General features: G+C 67.2%; 13 protein-coding genes. 3 read left to right on the plus strand and 10 right to left on the minus strand.

Annotation, left to right across the window (positions count from 1 at the left end; genetic code table 11):
- Window positions 1-22 precede the first annotated feature (22 nt).
- Window positions 23-739, minus strand: coding sequence for an ABC transporter ATP-binding protein (locus CT3_RS11190; RefSeq protein WP_066532332.1), 717 nt, complete (start codon window positions 737-739; stop codon window positions 23-25).
- A gap of 22 nt (window positions 740-761) precedes the next feature.
- Between CT3_RS11190 and CT3_RS11195 the strand changes: the two genes are divergently transcribed.
- Window positions 762-1,418 carry an arylesterase gene (locus CT3_RS11195; RefSeq protein WP_066533312.1) on the plus strand — a complete coding sequence of 219 codons (657 nt, stop codon included), beginning with the start codon at window positions 762-764 and terminating at the stop codon, window positions 1,416-1,418.
- A 158-nt stretch (window positions 1,419-1,576) separates the two neighbouring features.
- Here the strand turns inward: CT3_RS11195 and CT3_RS21320 are convergent, their stop codons facing one another.
- From CT3_RS21320 to CT3_RS11205, 3 genes are all read right to left on the minus strand, one after another.
- Entirely contained in the window at window positions 1,577-1,750 is a 174-nt protein-coding gene (locus CT3_RS21320; RefSeq protein WP_172591801.1) for a hypothetical protein, read from the minus strand.
- 77 nt (window positions 1,751-1,827) lie between these two features.
- Entirely contained in the window at window positions 1,828-2,709 is an 882-nt protein-coding gene (locus CT3_RS11200) for a DUF2189 domain-containing protein (RefSeq protein ID WP_083520187.1), read from the minus strand.
- A 260-nt stretch (window positions 2,710-2,969) separates the two neighbouring features.
- The gene (locus CT3_RS11205; protein ID WP_066532334.1) at window positions 2,970-3,674 is read right to left on the minus strand and encodes a YebC/PmpR family DNA-binding transcriptional regulator; all 705 of its coding nucleotides are present in this window, start codon (window positions 3,672-3,674) and stop codon (window positions 2,970-2,972) included.
- Between the two features lie 466 nt (window positions 3,675-4,140).
- Between CT3_RS11205 and CT3_RS11210 the strand changes: the two genes are divergently transcribed.
- Window positions 4,141-5,277 carry a PQQ-dependent sugar dehydrogenase gene (locus tag CT3_RS11210; protein WP_066532342.1) on the plus strand — a complete coding sequence of 379 codons (1,137 nt, stop codon included), beginning with the start codon at window positions 4,141-4,143 and terminating at the stop codon, window positions 5,275-5,277.
- A gap of 69 nt (window positions 5,278-5,346) precedes the next feature.
- Here CT3_RS11210 and CT3_RS11215 read toward each other — a convergent pair whose 3' ends face one another.
- The gene (locus tag CT3_RS11215) at window positions 5,347-7,818 is read right to left on the minus strand and encodes a putative bifunctional diguanylate cyclase/phosphodiesterase (protein ID WP_265331850.1); all 2,472 of its coding nucleotides are present in this window, start codon (window positions 7,816-7,818) and stop codon (window positions 5,347-5,349) included.
- 138 nt (window positions 7,819-7,956) lie between these two features.
- Between CT3_RS11215 and CT3_RS11220 the strand changes: the two genes are divergently transcribed.
- Window positions 7,957-9,186 (plus strand): nucleoside recognition domain-containing protein, encoded by a 1,230-nt coding sequence (locus CT3_RS11220; RefSeq protein ID WP_066532350.1) that lies wholly within the window; start codon window positions 7,957-7,959, stop codon window positions 9,184-9,186.
- Between the two features lie 103 nt (window positions 9,187-9,289).
- Here the strand turns inward: CT3_RS11220 and CT3_RS11225 are convergent, their stop codons facing one another.
- The 5 genes from CT3_RS11225 to clpA form a co-directional block, all read right to left on the minus strand.
- Window positions 9,290-9,946: a DUF3617 domain-containing protein gene (locus tag CT3_RS11225; protein ID WP_083520188.1), complete on the minus strand. Its 657-nt coding sequence runs from the start codon at window positions 9,944-9,946 to the stop codon at window positions 9,290-9,292.
- A 202-nt stretch (window positions 9,947-10,148) separates the two neighbouring features.
- Complete coding sequence (sbcB, locus tag CT3_RS11230) at window positions 10,149-11,603, minus strand: exodeoxyribonuclease I (RefSeq protein WP_066532353.1); 1,455 nt, start codon at window positions 11,601-11,603, stop codon at window positions 10,149-10,151.
- Window positions 11,604-11,711: 108 nt separating this feature from the next.
- A complete protein-coding gene (locus CT3_RS11235; protein ID WP_066532364.1) occupies window positions 11,712-12,587 on the minus strand; it encodes an NAD-dependent protein deacetylase in 876 nt (291 codons plus the stop codon).
- Window positions 12,588-12,593: 6 nt separating this feature from the next.
- Window positions 12,594-14,048: a cardiolipin synthase gene (gene cls / locus CT3_RS11240; RefSeq protein WP_066532367.1), complete on the minus strand. Its 1,455-nt coding sequence runs from the start codon at window positions 14,046-14,048 to the stop codon at window positions 12,594-12,596.
- Window positions 14,049-14,261: 213 nt separating this feature from the next.
- The gene (gene clpA / locus CT3_RS11245; protein WP_066532370.1) at window positions 14,262-16,601 is read right to left on the minus strand and encodes an ATP-dependent Clp protease ATP-binding subunit ClpA; all 2,340 of its coding nucleotides are present in this window, start codon (window positions 16,599-16,601) and stop codon (window positions 14,262-14,264) included.
- Window positions 16,602-16,640 lie beyond the last annotated feature (39 nt).

Here is a 16,640-nt window from a genome sequence, read left to right on the forward strand (position 1 = left end):
CTTGCGGCCCGCCGCGCCGTGCTCAGCCCGGCTGCTCCAGCACGCCCTGCTCATCCGCCGCCACCGCGCCGGCGGCGATGGTGATGCGCCGGTCGCAGCGCGCAGCGATACCGCGGTCGTGGGTCACCAGCACCAGGGTCGTGCCCTGCTCGCGGTTCAGGGCGAACATCAGCTCCATCACCGCTTCGCCGGTCGCAAAGTCCAGGCTGCCCGTGGGCTCGTCGGCCAGCAGCACGGCCGGGCGCACCACAAAGGCCCGCGCCAGGGCCACACGCTGCTGCTCGCCGCCGGACAGCAGCTTGGGGTAGTGCTGCAGGCGCTGGCCCAGGCCCACGCGCTGCAGCATCTCGGTGGCCTGCACGCGTGCGCCGCGCACGCCGGCCAGCTCCAGCGGCAGCATCACGTTCTCCAGCGCCGTGAGATTGCCCATCAACTGGAAGCTCTGAAACACAAAGCCGATCTTCTGTGCCCGCAGCGCGGCGCGTGCGTCTTCGTCCAGCGCAAACATGTCATGGCCCTGCAGGCGCACCGTGCCGCGCGAAGGCACGTCCAGCCCCGCCAGAATCGACAGCAGGGTGCTTTTGCCCGATCCGGATGCACCCACAATGGCCACGGTCTCCCCGGGCTGCAGTGTGAAATCGATATCCCGCAGAATGTCCAGGCTGCCGGAAGAATCCGTCACGGACTTGAAGAGATGCTCTACTGCGATCAAGGGCTGCCGGGAAATCGTCTCAGTCATGAAAAAACCTCAGGAAAAAGCCATGCACCCTTTGCACCGCCACCGTCGCCACTGTATCGCGCTTGCGGGCGCCGCCGCTGCACTCTGGCTATCACCGGCGCTGGCACAGGGCAAAACGACCGCCCGCAAGATCCTGATCCTGGGCGACTCGCTCAGCGCCGAATATGGCCTGGCACGCGGCACCGGCTGGGTCACGCTGCTGGAGCAGCGCCTGGCGCAGCAACACCCGAACGCCAGTGTGGTCAACGCCAGCATCAGCGGTGAAACCACCGCCGGCGGGCGTTCGCGCCTGCCCGCACTGCTCAAGCAGCACCAGCCGCAGATCGTGGTGATCGAGCTGGGGGGCAACGACGCGCTGCGCGGCCTGCCGCTGCAGCAGACCGAAGAGAATCTGCGCCTGATGCTGCAGGTCAGCAAGGAAAGCGGCGCCAAAGGCCTGCTGGTGGGCATGCAGATGCCCCCCAACTACGGCGCCAGCTACGGGCGTGACTTTGCCCAGATCTACACCCGGGTGGCGCAGGACACGCGCACGCCGCTGGTACCGTTCCTCCTCAAAGGCGTGGCCGATATTCCGAATGCCGCCGCGCTGTTCCAGGCCGACCGCATCCACCCCCGTGCAGAAGCCCAGCCGCTGATGCTGGACAACGTCTGGCCCACCCTCCGAGGCCTGCTGGGCTGAACCCTGCACCATCGGCACGCACAACGACAAAGGCCGGGGGTGACGTCATGTCACCATCCGGCCTTTGTCCTTCACCACCCTGGGCGCACTGGCTGCGCAGCAACACCCGCCCCACACTGCACAACGGCAGCTTCAGGCCATGGTGGAGCAGCGCTCGCTCAGTTGGCAGTCGGCCCTGCACCGTCACCCGAAGGTGCAGGCGCATCGCCCGCATGGGGGGCATCCGTGTCCGACTGCTTGCGCTGGGCCTTCTCGCGCAGTTTTTCTTCTTTTTTCTGCTTCTTGGCCAGCTCGCGCTGTCGTTTCTCGTATCCGTAGTTGGGTGTAGCCAATGCGTTCTTTCGTTATCAATGGAAGTTGTATGGGTGGATATTGCACCAAGTTGCCCGGCAGCGGGCCGCAGTCCATCTTAAGGCACTGCCTCCGGTGCTGGTGTTGGGGACGATGTGTACGGTAGGGGCACCACCGCGCTGCGGTAGGCATGCCAGCTGGCGCAACCGAGCAGCGGCCCCACCAGCAGCAGCGGCAGCCCCCACAGCACCAGGAAGGACGCGCCCACCAGTGCGGCAATCAGCGCGCCCCAGACCAGCATCATGCCCAGATTGCCCAGCACCACCTGCATGCTGGTCAGGCCGGCCGTCAGCGCGTCCGTGCCCCGGTCCAGCATCATGGGCATGGACACGGCCGTGGCGCCGAACACCAGCAGCGCAAACGTGCCGCCCACCGCTGCGTACACCGCAATGAACTCCCAGTTCTCCGGCCGGAAGATGGCCTGCAGCACCCCGGTGGTGGAAGGCATGCCGGTGTCGAAGAACACCGCAAACACCACCAGCGAGGCCCGTCCCCACAGCAGCTCCAGCACGATCAGCACCAGCACCAGCATGCCCATGCCGCCCAGATTGCGGTCCCAGGCGGTGATGGAGCGGCCCAGATCCGGCGCCTCGCCCCGCTCGAGCCGGCGGCTGGTGTCGTACAGCCCCATGGCCAGAAACGGTCCCAGCAACAGGCAGCCGCTGGCCATGGACATCACATACTCCGGACTGGCGCTGAACACCCAGGCCAGGCACAGCGCCATGCCCCAGAAACACAGCCCGTAAAACAGCGCCACGCCCCAGGCACGCCGCACATCCCGCGCGCCGGCACCCAGCCAGCGCCACGGATCCCCCCAGCGCAGGGCCTGCAGCTGCACGGGTGGCGCCGCACCGGGCGCAGCCGCGCCGGGCCGTTCCTGGCCGGACCTGGCCGGGCCGGGCCGTTCATTGTGGGAATCCTCAGCGGGAGACAGGGGCATGGCACACCTCCTCAAGGCACAGGCCTTCCCGCACCGTCCACGGGGAATGGCCGCTGACACACAGGGCTGCCCCCACCTTAATCGGCCCGCCTTGTGTCCGCACTACGAAAAAACGCTAGTGCACGGTGCCCACTGGAGGGCATGGCGGTGCGGCCGGCCCGGGGAACCGCCCTCTGCACGGATACGCAAAGAAAAAAGGGAACCCGGCGGGCTCCCTTTCTTGGCGGTTGCCGGCTGGACAGCCCCAGCGGCTGGCATCCTCAGTCCACCAGACCCACGAACACGTGTTGCACGTCGTCGTCGTTCTCCAGACCGGCCAGGAAGGTCTGCACTTCTTCCTGCGCTTCGGCGGACAGGCTGCCCATGCTGACGGGGTTCTTGGCCTTGTAGCCCAGCTTGGCGGACAGCACCTTGATGCCCTGGGCCGGCAGGGCCTTGGCCACGGTATCCAGGTCGGTGGTGTCGGTGATGAACAGGGTCACGCCCTCTTCTTCGCCGGCTTCAAAATCCTGGGCACCGGCTTCGATGGCGGCCATTTCCACGTCAGCGCCGCCCTCGGCTTCGCCTTCGATCATGCCCACATGGTCAAAGTCCCAGGCCACGGCCGTCAGCTGGCCCTTGCGGAAGCACACGCGCATATTGGGGGCCGTGCGGTTGGGGTTGTCGGTCAGGCACTCGACCATCACCGGCACGCGCTGGGGGCCGTAGCCTTCGAACAGCACGCTGGAATAGTTCACCGCATCGGCGCCGGCGCCGGAGCCCTTCTTGATCGCACGGTCCAGCGTGTCCTTGGGCATGGAAGCCTTGCGGGCCGCTTCAATGGCCATGCGCAGACGCGAATTGGAGCCGGGGTCGCCGCCGCCCAGACGGGCCGCGACGGTGATTTCCTTGACCAGTTTGCCAAACAGCTTGCCTTTGGCATCGGCGACCAGGGCCTTGCCCTTGGCTTTCCATTGCGCGCCCATGGGTGCGATTCCTTTGTATGCAGGGGTGTAGAGGGGAACAACAAAGGCGCGTCCAGGAATTCCATGGCCGCGCCTTCGATCAAGCGCCGCAGCGCTCTGTGCAGCCGACTTTATACACCCGCTGGCCCGGCGCGGGCGTGTGCTGCCGCAGCGATCCCCGGCGGCAACTCGGTTTTTTTACGGCCTCGCCCCTCCAGGCGGCCCCATCCGCCCCCGGCGGGCGTATTCCCCGGCAGGCCGCAGGCGCAATCCGCTAGGCGTCCACCGCGCGGCCGCCACAATGGGCCGACCTGCGTCCTGCGACATACCCTGTGCTTTTGGAGTGCCCATGACCCATCCCCGACCGTTTCCTCCCCCCTCTTCTCTCCCCTTTTCTCTCGCTTTTTCTGGCCCTGATTCCCGACCGGCCGCCCGCCGGCGCCTGCTGCTGCCTGCGCTGGGCCTGGCCGGTGCCCTGGGCGCCAGCATGGCGCAGGCCCAGCCCGTGGGTCCGTCCACGCCGGCCACCACACCCAGCTCGGCCGCCGCACGCGCGCTGCAGGCGGTGACCGTGGCCCAAGGCCTGGAACACCCCTGGGCTGTGGCCTTTTTGCCCGATGGCCGCTACCTGGTGACGGAGCGCCCCGGCCGCATGCGCGTGGTGCAAAGCGATGGCCGGCTGAACCCGCCGCTGGCCGGTGTGCCGCCCGTGGTGGCGCGGGGCCAGGGAGGGCTGCTGGACGTGGTGCTGGACAGCGGCTTTGCCCAGAACCGCCAGCTGTACTTCTGCTACAGCCAGCCCGGCACCGGCGCGGATGCCGGCAAGAACGGCACCGCCCTGGCCCGTGCCACGCTGAACGCCGACGCCACCGCCCTGCAGCAGGTGCAGGTGATCTTCGAGCAGCAGCCCAAGTACGACAGCGCCCTGCACTTTGGCTGCCGCATCGTGGAGCGCATGGTGAACGGCAAGCCGGACGGCAGCCTGTTCCTGACGCTGGGCGAACGCTCCCAGTACAAGGAAGAGGCACAGAACCTGCGCAGCCACCTGGGCAAGATCGTGCGCGTGGGCAAGGACGGCAGCATCCCCGCGGACAACCCCTTCGTTGCCCGCGCCGATGCCCTGCCGGCCATCTGGAGCTGGGGCCACCGCAGCCCGCAGGGCGCGGTGCTGGCCCCCGACGGCCAGCTGTGGATGCACGAGCACGGTCCCCAGGGCGGCGACGAAATCAACCGCGTCCAGCCCGGCAAGAACTACGGCTGGCCGGTGATCACCTATGGCGAGAACTACGGCGGCGGCAAGATCGGCGCCGGCATCACCCGCCAGAACGGCATGGAGCAGCCGCTGCACTACTGGGTGCCTTCGATTGCACCGTCCGGACTGGCCTGGGTCAGCAGCAGCCGCTATGGTGCGGACTGGCAGAGCTCGCTGGTGGTGGGCGCGCTCAAATCGCGCATGCTGGAGCGGCTGAAGTTCGACGGCGACCGCCTGGTGGCCCACGAAAAACTGCTGCCCGGCCTGGGCCAGCGCGTGCGCGATGTGCGCCAGGGCCCGGACGGCTGGCTGTATGTGCTGACCGATGCCCCGGATGGGCAGCTGCTGCGCTTGACAACGACGGCACCGTAAGCGCGTGAAGGGGCACGCCTGTGCCCGCCCCCATCGGCCGCAGGCGCCGCAGGGACGGCGTCCCGGCGTTCACGCCGGCTCCAGAATGCCCTGGCGCAGCAGGCGCTGCGTCTCCTGCGCCGGCACGGGGCGGCTGAGGATGTAGCCCTGGGCCGCATCGCAGCCGGCGGTCTTCAGGTAGACCAGCTGGTCGCGCAGCTCCACGCCTTCGGCCACCACCCGCATCTTCAGGTTGTGGGCCAGCGTGATGATGGACGTCACCAGCACCCCGGCCTCGGGGCTGGAACGGATGTCGTCCACAAACGACCGGTCCAGCTTGATGGTGTCGATGGGCAGGTGGCGGATCTGGCTCAGGCTGGAAAAACCGGTGCCGAAGTCGTCCAGGCCGATGCGCATGCCCATGCCCTCCAGCTGGTTGAGCACCCGCACCGCCAGGTCCACGGGCTCCACCAGGCAGCTTTCGGTGATTTCCAGCTCCAGGTCGCTGGCCCGCACGCCGTACTGCTGCAGATAGGTGGCCATGCGCGTGGGAAACGCCGTGTCGCGCAGCTGCAGGGCCGACACATTGACCGCAATCGGCACCGTGTCCAGCCCCTGCTGCCGCCAGGCCGCCGCCTGCTGGCAGCAGGCGCGTATCACCCAGTCCCCCAGCTCGGCGATCAGGCCGTTCTTCTCGGCCAGGGCAATGAATTCCCCGGGGTAGATCAGCCCGAAAGCCGGGTGCTGCCAGCGCACCAGGGCCTCGAAACCTTCGATGCGGCAGTCCTCCAGCCGCACCTTGGGCTGGAAATGCAGCACCAGCTGTTCGCCGGCAATGGCCTGCGCCAGCTCGCGCTCCAGCTGCCAGCCGCGGTCGTCGGCCGGGTTGAGCTGGGTGTCGTAATAGGTGGCACGCCCCCGCCCCGCGCGCTTGGAGGCGTACATGGCCATGTCCGCGTGCTGGCACAGCGTGGCCACGTCATGGCCGTCGCGCGGAAAGAAGGCAATGCCGATGCTGGGGCTCAGCTGCAGGCTGTGCCCGTCCAGGCCCACATAGGGCTGGCTGAGCTGGGCCACCAGCTTGCTGGCCAGCTGGTCCATGTCGGCCAGCTGCTCCATGGCGGTGACCAGCACGGCAAACTCGTCCCCCCCCATGCGGCCGATGATGTCGCTGCCGCGCACCAGGGAACGCAGGCGCTGGGCCACGGCCTGCAGCAGCAAATCGCCCACATGGTGGCCCAGGCTGTCGTTGATCTGCTTGAAACGGTCCAGGTCCAGGTACAGCAGCGCGTAATGCTTGGGGCTGCGCCGCGCCAGCGCCAGATGGCTGGCCACCAGTTCGTTGAACATGCGGCGGTTGTGCAGTCCCGTCAGGTGGTCGCTGCCCGCCAGCTCCAGCGCACGGATTTTTTCCTGCTCCAGCTGCTCGATCAGCGACTGGTTCTTGGCGTCCGCCACCGACAGCGCCTGGAACAGGTGGTGCTGCCGCCCCAGCACCCGGGCCAGCGCCAAGGTGGCCAGCAAGGTGATGGCCGTCAGCAGCGCCAGCAGTCCCCATGCACGCCGGCTGTTGGCGCGGTGCTCGGCCAGCAGCCGGGGCAGGTCCTGGCTGACGACCACGGTGAACGGGGTGCCGGCATTGCGCCGCCAACTGACCAGATGCAGTTGCTGGTCGTCCAGCCGCAGCCGGCCATGGCCCTGCACACCGGGCTGCTGGGCCAGCACCGCCTGACGCTGACCGGGCGGCGACGCCAGCAGCGCATGGTCTTGCATGGCCGCCAGCACGCTGCCATCCGGCGCCAGCACCTGGATGCGGGTGCCCGTGTGCATGTCCGCCCCCCGGTACGGGCCCAGAAAATGCACCAGATCGATGGCCTGCAGCAAAAAACCGCCCGGCGACGGCACCTGGCTCAGCGCATCCCCCTGCGCCGCCCAGGCCGGGGGCATGCCCAGCAGCAGGGACACGGGTCGCACGTTGGGCGTGTCGGGAACGAATTCCTTGCCCCCTGGCAACACCGGCAGCACCTGCACCTGGCGCGCGGCCGGGCTCTGCTGGCGCGCGGCACTGCGCAGCAGGGCCGGGTCCACCAGCGCCAGCTGCGCCACGCCGTCCTGCACCGGCGTAGAGCTGAGCAGGCGCTCGCCCTGCGCATCCAGCACCGCAAAGCGCAGCAAGGTGGGGTCGGCCGCCTGCATGGCCAGCAGGCGGCGGCGGGTCTGGGCCACCTCCTGCGGTGCACCGTCCAGCGCCTCCGCTGCAATCAGGGCCATCAAGTGGCCTTTGTCCACCGCCTGCACCAGGCTCTCCTGCAGGCTGGACGCCACGGCCGCCTGCTGGCTCAGGGCTGCCTCCCACAGCTGGTCCTCCTGCGACTGCAGGCGTTGGCTGGTGAACCACCAGGACAGCGCCAGCGCGGTCAGCACCAGCACCGGCGGCGCCCAGCGCAGCAGCGGCCAACCGGAAATAGCGCCCCCCACGCGGCCCAGCGCCGCGCCATAGAACCCACGGGGCCCGGCCCACAGGCGTGCGGCAGCAGGGAAAGAAGATGAAGCAGTGGTCAAGATCACAAAGGGAACGTTGCGCGTGCGCCGATTGTGAAAACTTCTTGTTACACGCCGGTGACGATCGGCAGCCCCTGTGCGCCGCGCGACAATGGCGGCGTCCAAAACCCATGACATCTGCCCTGAGGGAGAACTTCCATGCTCAACGCCCTGTGGCTGGGCTTTTTTGTGATTGCTGCCGTGGCCGCAGCCGCGCAGTGGCTGCTGGGCGGCCAGGCCCAGGTGTTTGCCAACATGGTGCAGGCGCTGTTTGCCATGGCCAAGCTGTCGGTCGAAGTGATGGTGCTGCTGTTCGGCACGCTGACGCTGTGGCTGGGCTTTCTGCGCATTGCCGAACAGGCCGGCGTGGTGCAATGGCTGGCCAAGGTGCTGGGTCCGCTGTTTGGCAAGCTGATGCCCGAAGTGCCGCGCGGCCACCCGGCGCTGGGCCTGATCACGCTGAACTTTGCCGCCAACGGCCTGGGGCTGGACAACGCCGCCACGCCCATGGGGCTCAAGGCCATGCAGGAGCTGCAGACGCTCAACCCCCGGCCCGACACCGCCACCAATGCGCAGATCCTGTTCCTGGTACTCAACGCCTCGTCGCTGACGCTGCTGCCGGTCACCATCTTCATGTACCGCATGCAGCAGGGCGCGCCCGACCCCACGCTGGTGTTCCTGCCGATTCTGCTGGCCACCAGCTGCTCCACGCTGGCCGGCCTGCTGACCGTGGCCCTGGTGCAGCGCCTGCCGCTGTTCAGCCCGGTGGTGCTGGCCTATCTGCTGCCGGTGGCCCTGGGCCTGGCCGGCTTCATGGCGCTGCTGAGCACGCTGAGCGCCGCCGCACTGGCCAGCCTGTCGGCGCTGCTGGGCAATCTGACCTTGTTCGCCCTGGTGCTGCTGTTCGTCTGCCTGGGCGCCTGGAAGAAGGTCGCTGTGTACGACAGCTTCATCGCCGGGGCCAAGGAAGGGTTTGACGTGGCCAAGGGCCTGCTGCCCTATCTGGTGGCCATGCTCTGCGCCGTGGGCGTGTTCCGTGCCTCGGGCGCGCTGGGCTATGCGCTGGACGGCATCCGCTGGTGCGTGGACGTGCTGGGCATGGACACCCGCTTTGTGGACGCCCTGCCCACCGCCCTGGTCAAGCCGTTTTCCGGCAGCGCGGCACGCGCCATGCTGATCGAGACCATGCAGACCCAGGGCGTGGACAGCTTTGCCGCCCTGGCCGCCGCCACCATCCAGGGCAGCACCGAAACCACCTTCTATGTGCTGGCCGTGTACTTTGGTGCCGTGGGCATACAGCGCGCGCGCCATGCCGTGCCCTGCGCCCTGATTGCCGAGCTGGCCGGCGTAGTGGCTGCCATCGTGGTCTGCTACCGGTTCTTTGGCTGAGCAGCATCCCACGCACGGACTGCCGACCCAAGCCTCCCGAGGCCGCAGCCTTCGGGGGGCATAGGCCCCGGGCGGCACCCGCAGCAGATACGGTACTCCGACCCTACTTGCCCCCGCCGAACAGCGAGCGCTCCTGCTGCCGCTGGCGGCCCACATCGGCGGCATTGCCGCAGTCGGCGGCAATCCACTGGGCAGACGTTGTGATGATCAGCTGGCCCTGCGGGATCTTCAGCTCGGTGCGGGTGCTCAGCCGCTCGGGCGTGATGACCGATGCCACATGGCTGCCCTGTCCCCGCGGCTCGGTGCATTTCAGCTGTCCGCGCACAAAATCGGCACCGCGCTCCTGCAGGGTGAAGGTGCAGCCCTCCTGCTGCTGGCGCTCGACCAGCCGTGCCAGCTGGATCTGGTCGGGCGGCACGCACAGCAACTGGTTGCGCCCCCGGTCCACCACCACGCCAACGCTGCGCAGGTTGTCCTCCAGCATGCGGCGCACGCCGGGCTCCATGCCCAGCAACTGGGTTTCCAGCTGCTGGTTGATCTTCTGCATGTCCACCGTCTGCCCGCTGCTCTGGCGCAGCTGCGAGTGCCGGCCTTCGAACTCCCACAGCCCGGGGCGCACCGTCTGGGCTTGGGTCTGGACCTGCGCCAGTAACGCGCCCAGGCACACCGCCCCTGCAGCCATGCGCCATCCCGTCGCGCCAAGCGGCCGCACGGCCATGGCCATGCGCGGCAACCACGTCAGGAACAAAGGACAGGACATGGAAGCCGACTATAGAAAAGGCGGGCCTCCAAGGGAAATCCTATAAGACAAATGGCCGAACCGGCGTGGCCCGACCCCCACACCCCGCGCGGATGGCCCTGGATGGTTGTGGGGTGGTGGCGGCGCTGGGGGATGCCCCCACCCGCCTGGCACCGGGACCCAGCCTGCCCCGGCGCGCGGCGGCAGGGCATGGCCCGCCCGCTCACATTTCCGGGACGATGCTTTCGGCGTAGTCGTACAGCATGCCCAGGATCTCCTCCCCCTGCTCGCTGGCGTTTTCCGACAGATCGTCGATCTGGGCAAACATCTGCTCGGCCGTGCGGGTACCGCCCTGGCCTTCCACCAGAAAGGCCGCACGCAGCTGCTCCCAGCGGGCCTGCTCCTGCGGGTTCAGCGTCTGCGGCCAGTTGCGGGCGCGCCAGCGGAACACCAGCTCGGGCAGGCGCTTGTCGTCAAAGCCCATGCGGCTGACCGCCAACTCCTGCGGGTTCAGGCCGCGCAGCTGGTTCAGGTGGCGCCGGTCATTGGGGCCGACAAAGCCGTTGTACAGATCCTGGTCCACATCCTGCGGGCCATGACCGTCCTGGCGCTGGTACACCTGCTTCCACAGCGCACTCATGTCGGGCAGCGCGCGTGCGGCCACCGCATGCTCGATGCACTGCGCCATATCCAGCCCCCAGCACGCCGCCATCTCGGGCGACAGCGTCTTCAGATTGCGCACCACCATCGGCGACTTGTTGATGTGGATGCTCTTGATCGGCAGGCGCTGCACGCCTTCGGGCAAATCGGCCTGGCGCGTGAACAGGCGCAGACGCAGCTGCTCGGCATCCAGGCTGGCCAGCTCGGACGGGTCGGCATTCAGGTCCCAGCAGATCACCTCGTTCTTGTTGGTCGGGTGCTGGGCCAGCGGCCACATCATGGCGATGCAGCCGCGCTCGGGGCGGATCATGCCGCTCACGTGCAGAAAAGGCCGGGCATCGACCTGCACGGCGGGCAGGCCCATCTCGTGCAGCACCCGGTCCTTCTTGCGCAGGGCAAAGGCAAATTCAAACAGCTTGGGCTGGGCCTGGCGAATCAGCCGCGCCAGGGCAATGGTGGCGCGCACGTCGCTGAGGGCGTCGTGGGCCTGCGCGTGCAGCAGGCCGTTGGCACGGGCCAGGTCTTCCAGCTTGAAGCTGGGGCTGCCGTCTTCCTTCTTCGGCCACTGGATGCCGTCCGGGCGCAGCGCATAGACCATGCGCACCACATCCAGCAGGTCCCAGCGGCTGCAGTCGTTCTGCCATTCGCGGGCATAGGGGTCGATCAGGTTGCGCCAGAACAGAAAGCGCGTCACCTCGTCGTCAAAGCGGATGGTGTTGTAGCCCACGCCCACGGTGCCAGGCTGGCTGAACGCGGCTTCGATGCGGTTGGCAAACTCCACCTCGGGCACGCCCTCCTCCAGGCATTGCTGGGGGGTGATGCCGGTGATCAGGCAGGACTGGGGATCGGGCAGGTAATCCGGGGCCGGCTGGCAGTAGAACATCAGCGGCTCGCCGACTTCGTTGAGCTCCATGTCGGTGCGGATGGCCGCAAACTGCGCCGGGCGGTCATAACGGGGATTGGCACCGAAGGTCTCGTAGTCGTGCCACAGAAAAGTGAGGGAAGCGGATTCAGCCATGGGGGCGAGTATGCCTGCAAGCGCAGGCGCTCCCGGCCTGCCGGGCGGTGCGCTGCACCGCGTCGGGGATCGGCAGCGCCCCCGCCGCTGTCAGAGGTGCCTGCCCTGTCAGCCGCCCCCGGCCCCCAGCCCTTGGACCAGCGCCTGCAAGGACTGCCCCACATCGGCCTGCAGCTTGGCCGCCAGCAGCGCATCGGCCCGCGTGCGCCCCTGGTTGATGGCCAGCACCGGCAGCCCGGCAGCGGCCGCCGCCTGCACAAAGCGAAAGCCCGAATACACCATCAGCGACGAACCGGCCACCAGCACCCCGTCCACCTGGGCCAGGGTGTCCAGGCCGCGCTGCACCCGCTCGCGCGGCACGCTCTCGCCAAAGAACACCACATCGGGCTTGAGCACGCCGGTGCCGCAGTGCGGACAGGGTGGAATGCGGAACTCGGCAAACGGCAGTCCGTCCAGATCGGCATCGCCATCCGGTGCGGTACGGGCCTGCAGCTGCACCCAGTCGGGATTCAGGGCCTCCAGCGCCCGCTGCCAGTCGGCCCGCGCAAAGCGGTGGCCGCAGTCCATGCAGCGCACGGTGTCGATGCGGCCATGCAGGTCCAGCACCTTGCGGCTGCCTGCGGCGCTGTGCAGGCCGTCCACATTCTGGGTCAGCAGCAGCTGCACACGGCCGGCTTTCTCCAGCGCTGCCAGCGCATGGTGGGCCGCCCCGGGCCGGGCATGGCCCATCACCCGCCAGCCCACCAGGCTGCGCGCCCAGTAGCGCTGGCGCACCAGCGCATCGCCCATGAAGGCCTGGTAGGTCACGGGTTGCGGGCGCTTCCACTGCCCGGCCTGGTCGCGGTAGTCCGGAATGCCCACCTCGGTGCTGCAGCCCGCACCGGTGATCACCAGCCAGCGTGGGTGCTGGCGCGCCCAGTCCAGCAACTGCGCGGGTGTCGCGGCAGGCACATCGACGGGCTGGTCTCTCAAAGCGTAGTGCATGGTGCGTTACAGCAAGGGGGAACACAGCCGTGCGGCGGAATCGAACAGCCGCTGCCAGAACGGCTGCGGCCGGGCATAGCCCACGCGGCGCGCCAGCTTCAGATCTTCCTGGAACTGGCTGGCCAGCTTGCCGTTGAAGGCCTCGCCATAGGCAATGGCGCAGACCTCGTAGTTCAGGCGAAAGCTGCGGTTGTCGAAATTGGCCGTGCCGATAATGCCCATGAAGTCATCCACCAGCATGGTCTTGGAATGCAGCATGCTGGCCTGGTACTCGAACACCTTCACGCCGCAGCTGATCAGCTCGTCGAAATAGGACCGTGCCGCCGCCGTCACCAGCCGCGAATCGGATTTCTCGGGCACCAGCAGACAGACATCCACCCCCCGCAGCGCCGCATTGGTCAGCGCCAGCATGCTGGCTTCGGTGGGCACGAAGTACGGCGTGGTCAGCCACAGGCGCTTGGCCGCGGCATGGATGGCGGCCACATGCACGCGGTGGATGGCTTCCATGCTGCTGTCCGGGCCGGACGCCATGATCTGCACCACCTGCTTGCCCTCGGGCAGCTCGGGCAGGATGTTTTCGAAGTCACTGGGCTCGTTGCGGCGGTTGTAATCCAGCGCATAGGCCCAGTCCTCCAGAAACACGGTCTGCAGCCAGTTGACCACCGGCCCCTGCAGGCGCACATGCACGTCGTGGTAAGCGTCCGGCAGGATGCGGCGGTCTTCCTCGTCAGTGATGTTGACGCCGCCGGTGTAACCGATGCAGCCGTCGATGACCACGATCTTGCGGTGGGTGCGGAAGTTGATCACCGGCCGCACGCGACGGCCCAGCTTGGTCGGGTGGAACAGGGCAAACTCCGCCCCGGCCTCTTCCAGCGGCTGGTAGTGCTGGCGTCCCAGATTCTTGGAGCCCAGCGCATCCACGAGCAGCCGCACCTTGACGCCAGCCCGGGCTTTTTCCTGGAGCAGCGCCAGCAGCGCCAGCCCCGTCTTGTCAGGCTCGAAGATGTAGTACTCCAGGTGCACATGGTGGCGGGCCGCGCGCACCGCGTCCGTGATGGAGTCGAACGTGGCCGCTCCGCCCACCAGCAGCTCCACCTCGTCGGCCGTGCTGATCGGGAAATGGGTGGACGCCGTGACCAGCTTGACCACCTGCTGCAGACGGTCCGGCGCCTGGGGCACTTTCTCGCGCAGGCGGGCAATGCTGCTGCGCGCACGCGACTTGCGCCGGCTGCGCAAGCGCCGCAGCCGCTGGCGCTTGAGCCGGCGTGGCCCCAGAAAGTAGTACACGCCAATCCCGACCACCGGGATCACCGCCATGGACAACAGCCAGCTCAGCGTGGCCACCGGCGCGCGACGCTGCAGCAAGATCCAGACCCCGACCACCACCACATACGCCGTCCAGACCACGGACAGCAGCAGCATCAGGTTGTGGTGCGTGAGGTACGACGCAATCCAATCCACACAAAGCTCCCAGGAGACAGGCGCACGGCACGCCCACAAGGCCGAAGCGGCGCAAGCAGACTGCACCGTGGCAGGCCAGAGTATGCCGACAAATCCGCAGTGCCAGTGTCAGCACCGTGCCGCCAGCCAGGCTGCACCGCCGCGCGTGCAGGCATAAAAAAACCGGCAGACCTGCTGCCGGTTTTGTAGCACGCTATACGCACTGGAGCTGCATCAATCCGCTGCAGCAGCCTCTTCCGGCTCGGCCGGCTCCGACTTGCTGCGCTCCTTCTTGGGCAGCGGAGAGATGTCCAGCTGGACATCGCCCTTGCCTTCGTTGGCGTCGGCAATCCAGTCCACCTCCAGGCGGCCACCGTCGGTCAGGCGGCCGAACAGCAGTTCGTCGGCCAACGAGCGGCGGATGGTGTCCTGGATCAGGCGCTGCATCGGGCGGGCACCCATCAGCGGATCGAAGCCCGTCTTGGCCAGGTGCTTGCGCAAGGTGTCGGTGAACGTGACTTCCACCTTCTTCTCGGCCAGCTGCTGCTCCAGTTGCAACAGGAACTTGTCCACCACGCGCAGGATGACCTGCTCGTCCAGCGGCTTGAAGCTCACCGTCGCATCCAGGCGGTTGCGGAACTCGGGGGTGAACAGGCGCTTGATGTCGCCCATCTCGTCCCCGGCCTGGCGCGGGTTGGTGAAGCCGATGGTGGCCTTGTTCATGGTCTCGGCGCCCGCATTGGTGGTCATGATGATGATCACGTTGCGGAAGTCGGCCTTGCGTCCGTTGTTGTCCGTCAGCGTGCCGTGGTCCATGACCTGCAGCAGCACGTTGAAGATGTCCGGGTGCGCCTTCTCGATTTCATCCAGCAGCAGCACGGAGTGCGGCTTCTTGGTGATGGCCTCGGTCAGCAGACCGCCCTGGTCGTAGCCCACATAGCCGGGAGGCGCGCCGATCAGGCGGCTGACCGCATGGCGCTCCATGTACTCGGACATGTCGAAACGGATCAGGTCCACGCCCAGGATGTAGGCCAGCTGCTTGGCGGCTTCCGTCTTGCCGACCCCGGTGGGGCCGGAGAACAGGAAGGAGCCGATCGGCTTTTCCGGTTTGCCCAGACCCGAGCGGGCCATCTTGACGGCCGACGCCAGCACTTCCAGGGCCTTGTCCTGGCCGAACACCACGCTCTTGAGGTCACGCTCCAGCGTCTGCAGCTTGCTGCGGTCGTCGTTGGAGACATTGGCCGGCGGAATGCGGGCGATCTTGGCCACGATCTCTTCGATCTCGGCGCGGCCGATGGTCTTCTTGCGCTTGCTGGCCAGCTGGATGCGCTGGGCAGCACCGGCCTCGTCGATCACGTCGATGGCCTTGTCCGGCAGATGGCGGTCGTTGATGTACTTGGCCGACAGCTCGGCGGCAGCCTGCAGTGCGGCCGTGGCGTACTTCACGCCGTGGTGCTCTTCAAAGCGGCTCTTGAGGCCCTTGAGGATGTCCACGGTTTCCTGCACGGTCGGCTCGACCACATCCACCTTCTGGAAACGGCGCGACAGCGCAGCGTCTTTTTCGAAGATACCGCGGTACTCCGTGAACGTGGTCGCGCCGATGCACTTGAGCTGGCCGCTGGACAGCGCCGGCTTGAGCAGATTGGACGCATCCAGCGTGCCGCCCGATGCCGCACCGGCACCGATCAGGGTGTGGATTTCGTCAATGAACAGGATGGCGTTGGGCTTGTCCTTGAGCGACTTGAGCACGCCCTTGAGGCGCTGCTCGAAGTCCCCGCGGTACTTGGTCCCGGCCAGCAGTGCGCCCATGTCCAGCGAATAGACATTGGCTTCGGCCAGCACCTCGGGCACCGTGCCCTCGGTGATGCGCCATGCCAGGCCTTCGGCGATCGCCGTCTTGCCCACGCCAGCCTCGCCCACCAGCAGCGGGTTGTTCTTGCGGCGGCGGCACAAGATCTGGATCGTGCGCTCGACTTCGTACTCGCGCCCGATCAGTGGATCGATCTTGCCGTCCTTGGCCGCCTGGTTCAGGTTCAGCGTGTACTGCTCCAGCGGCGAGGCCTTTTCATTGCGCTCGCTGCCCATGCCCTCGTCGCCGTCCATGGGCGTGTCCGCCTTGGCGGGTTCCGGGGGTTCGCTCTTCTTGATGCCGTGGGCAATGAAATTGACCACATCCAGGCGCGTCACGCCCTGCTGGTGCAGGTAGTACACGGCATGGGAGTCTTTCTCGCCGAAGATTGCCACCAGCACGTTGGCGCCGGTCACTTCCTTCTTGCCATTGCCTGTGGACTGCACATGCATGATGGCGCGTTGGATCACCCGCTGGAAGCCCAGCGTGGGTTGTGTATCCACTTCCTCGGTGCCAGCCACCTGAGGCGTGTTGTCTTTGATGAAGTTGGTCAGCGAAGCACGCAGGTCATCGATGTTCGCAGAGCAGGCACGCAAGACTTCCGCCGCGCTGGGGTTATCCAGCAGGGCAAGCAGCAGGTGCTCCACCGTGATGAATTCGTGGCGCTGCTGACGCGCCTCGACGAATGCCATGTGCAAGCTGACTTCCAGTTCCTGGGCAATCATGTAGTGGCTCCTTTGCGCTTGCCAGTTGTGTAAATCTAC

The organism is Comamonas terrigena NBRC 13299, from assembly GCF_006740045.1.
GTDB classification, from domain to species: domain Bacteria; phylum Pseudomonadota; class Gammaproteobacteria; order Burkholderiales; family Burkholderiaceae_C; genus Comamonas; species Comamonas terrigena.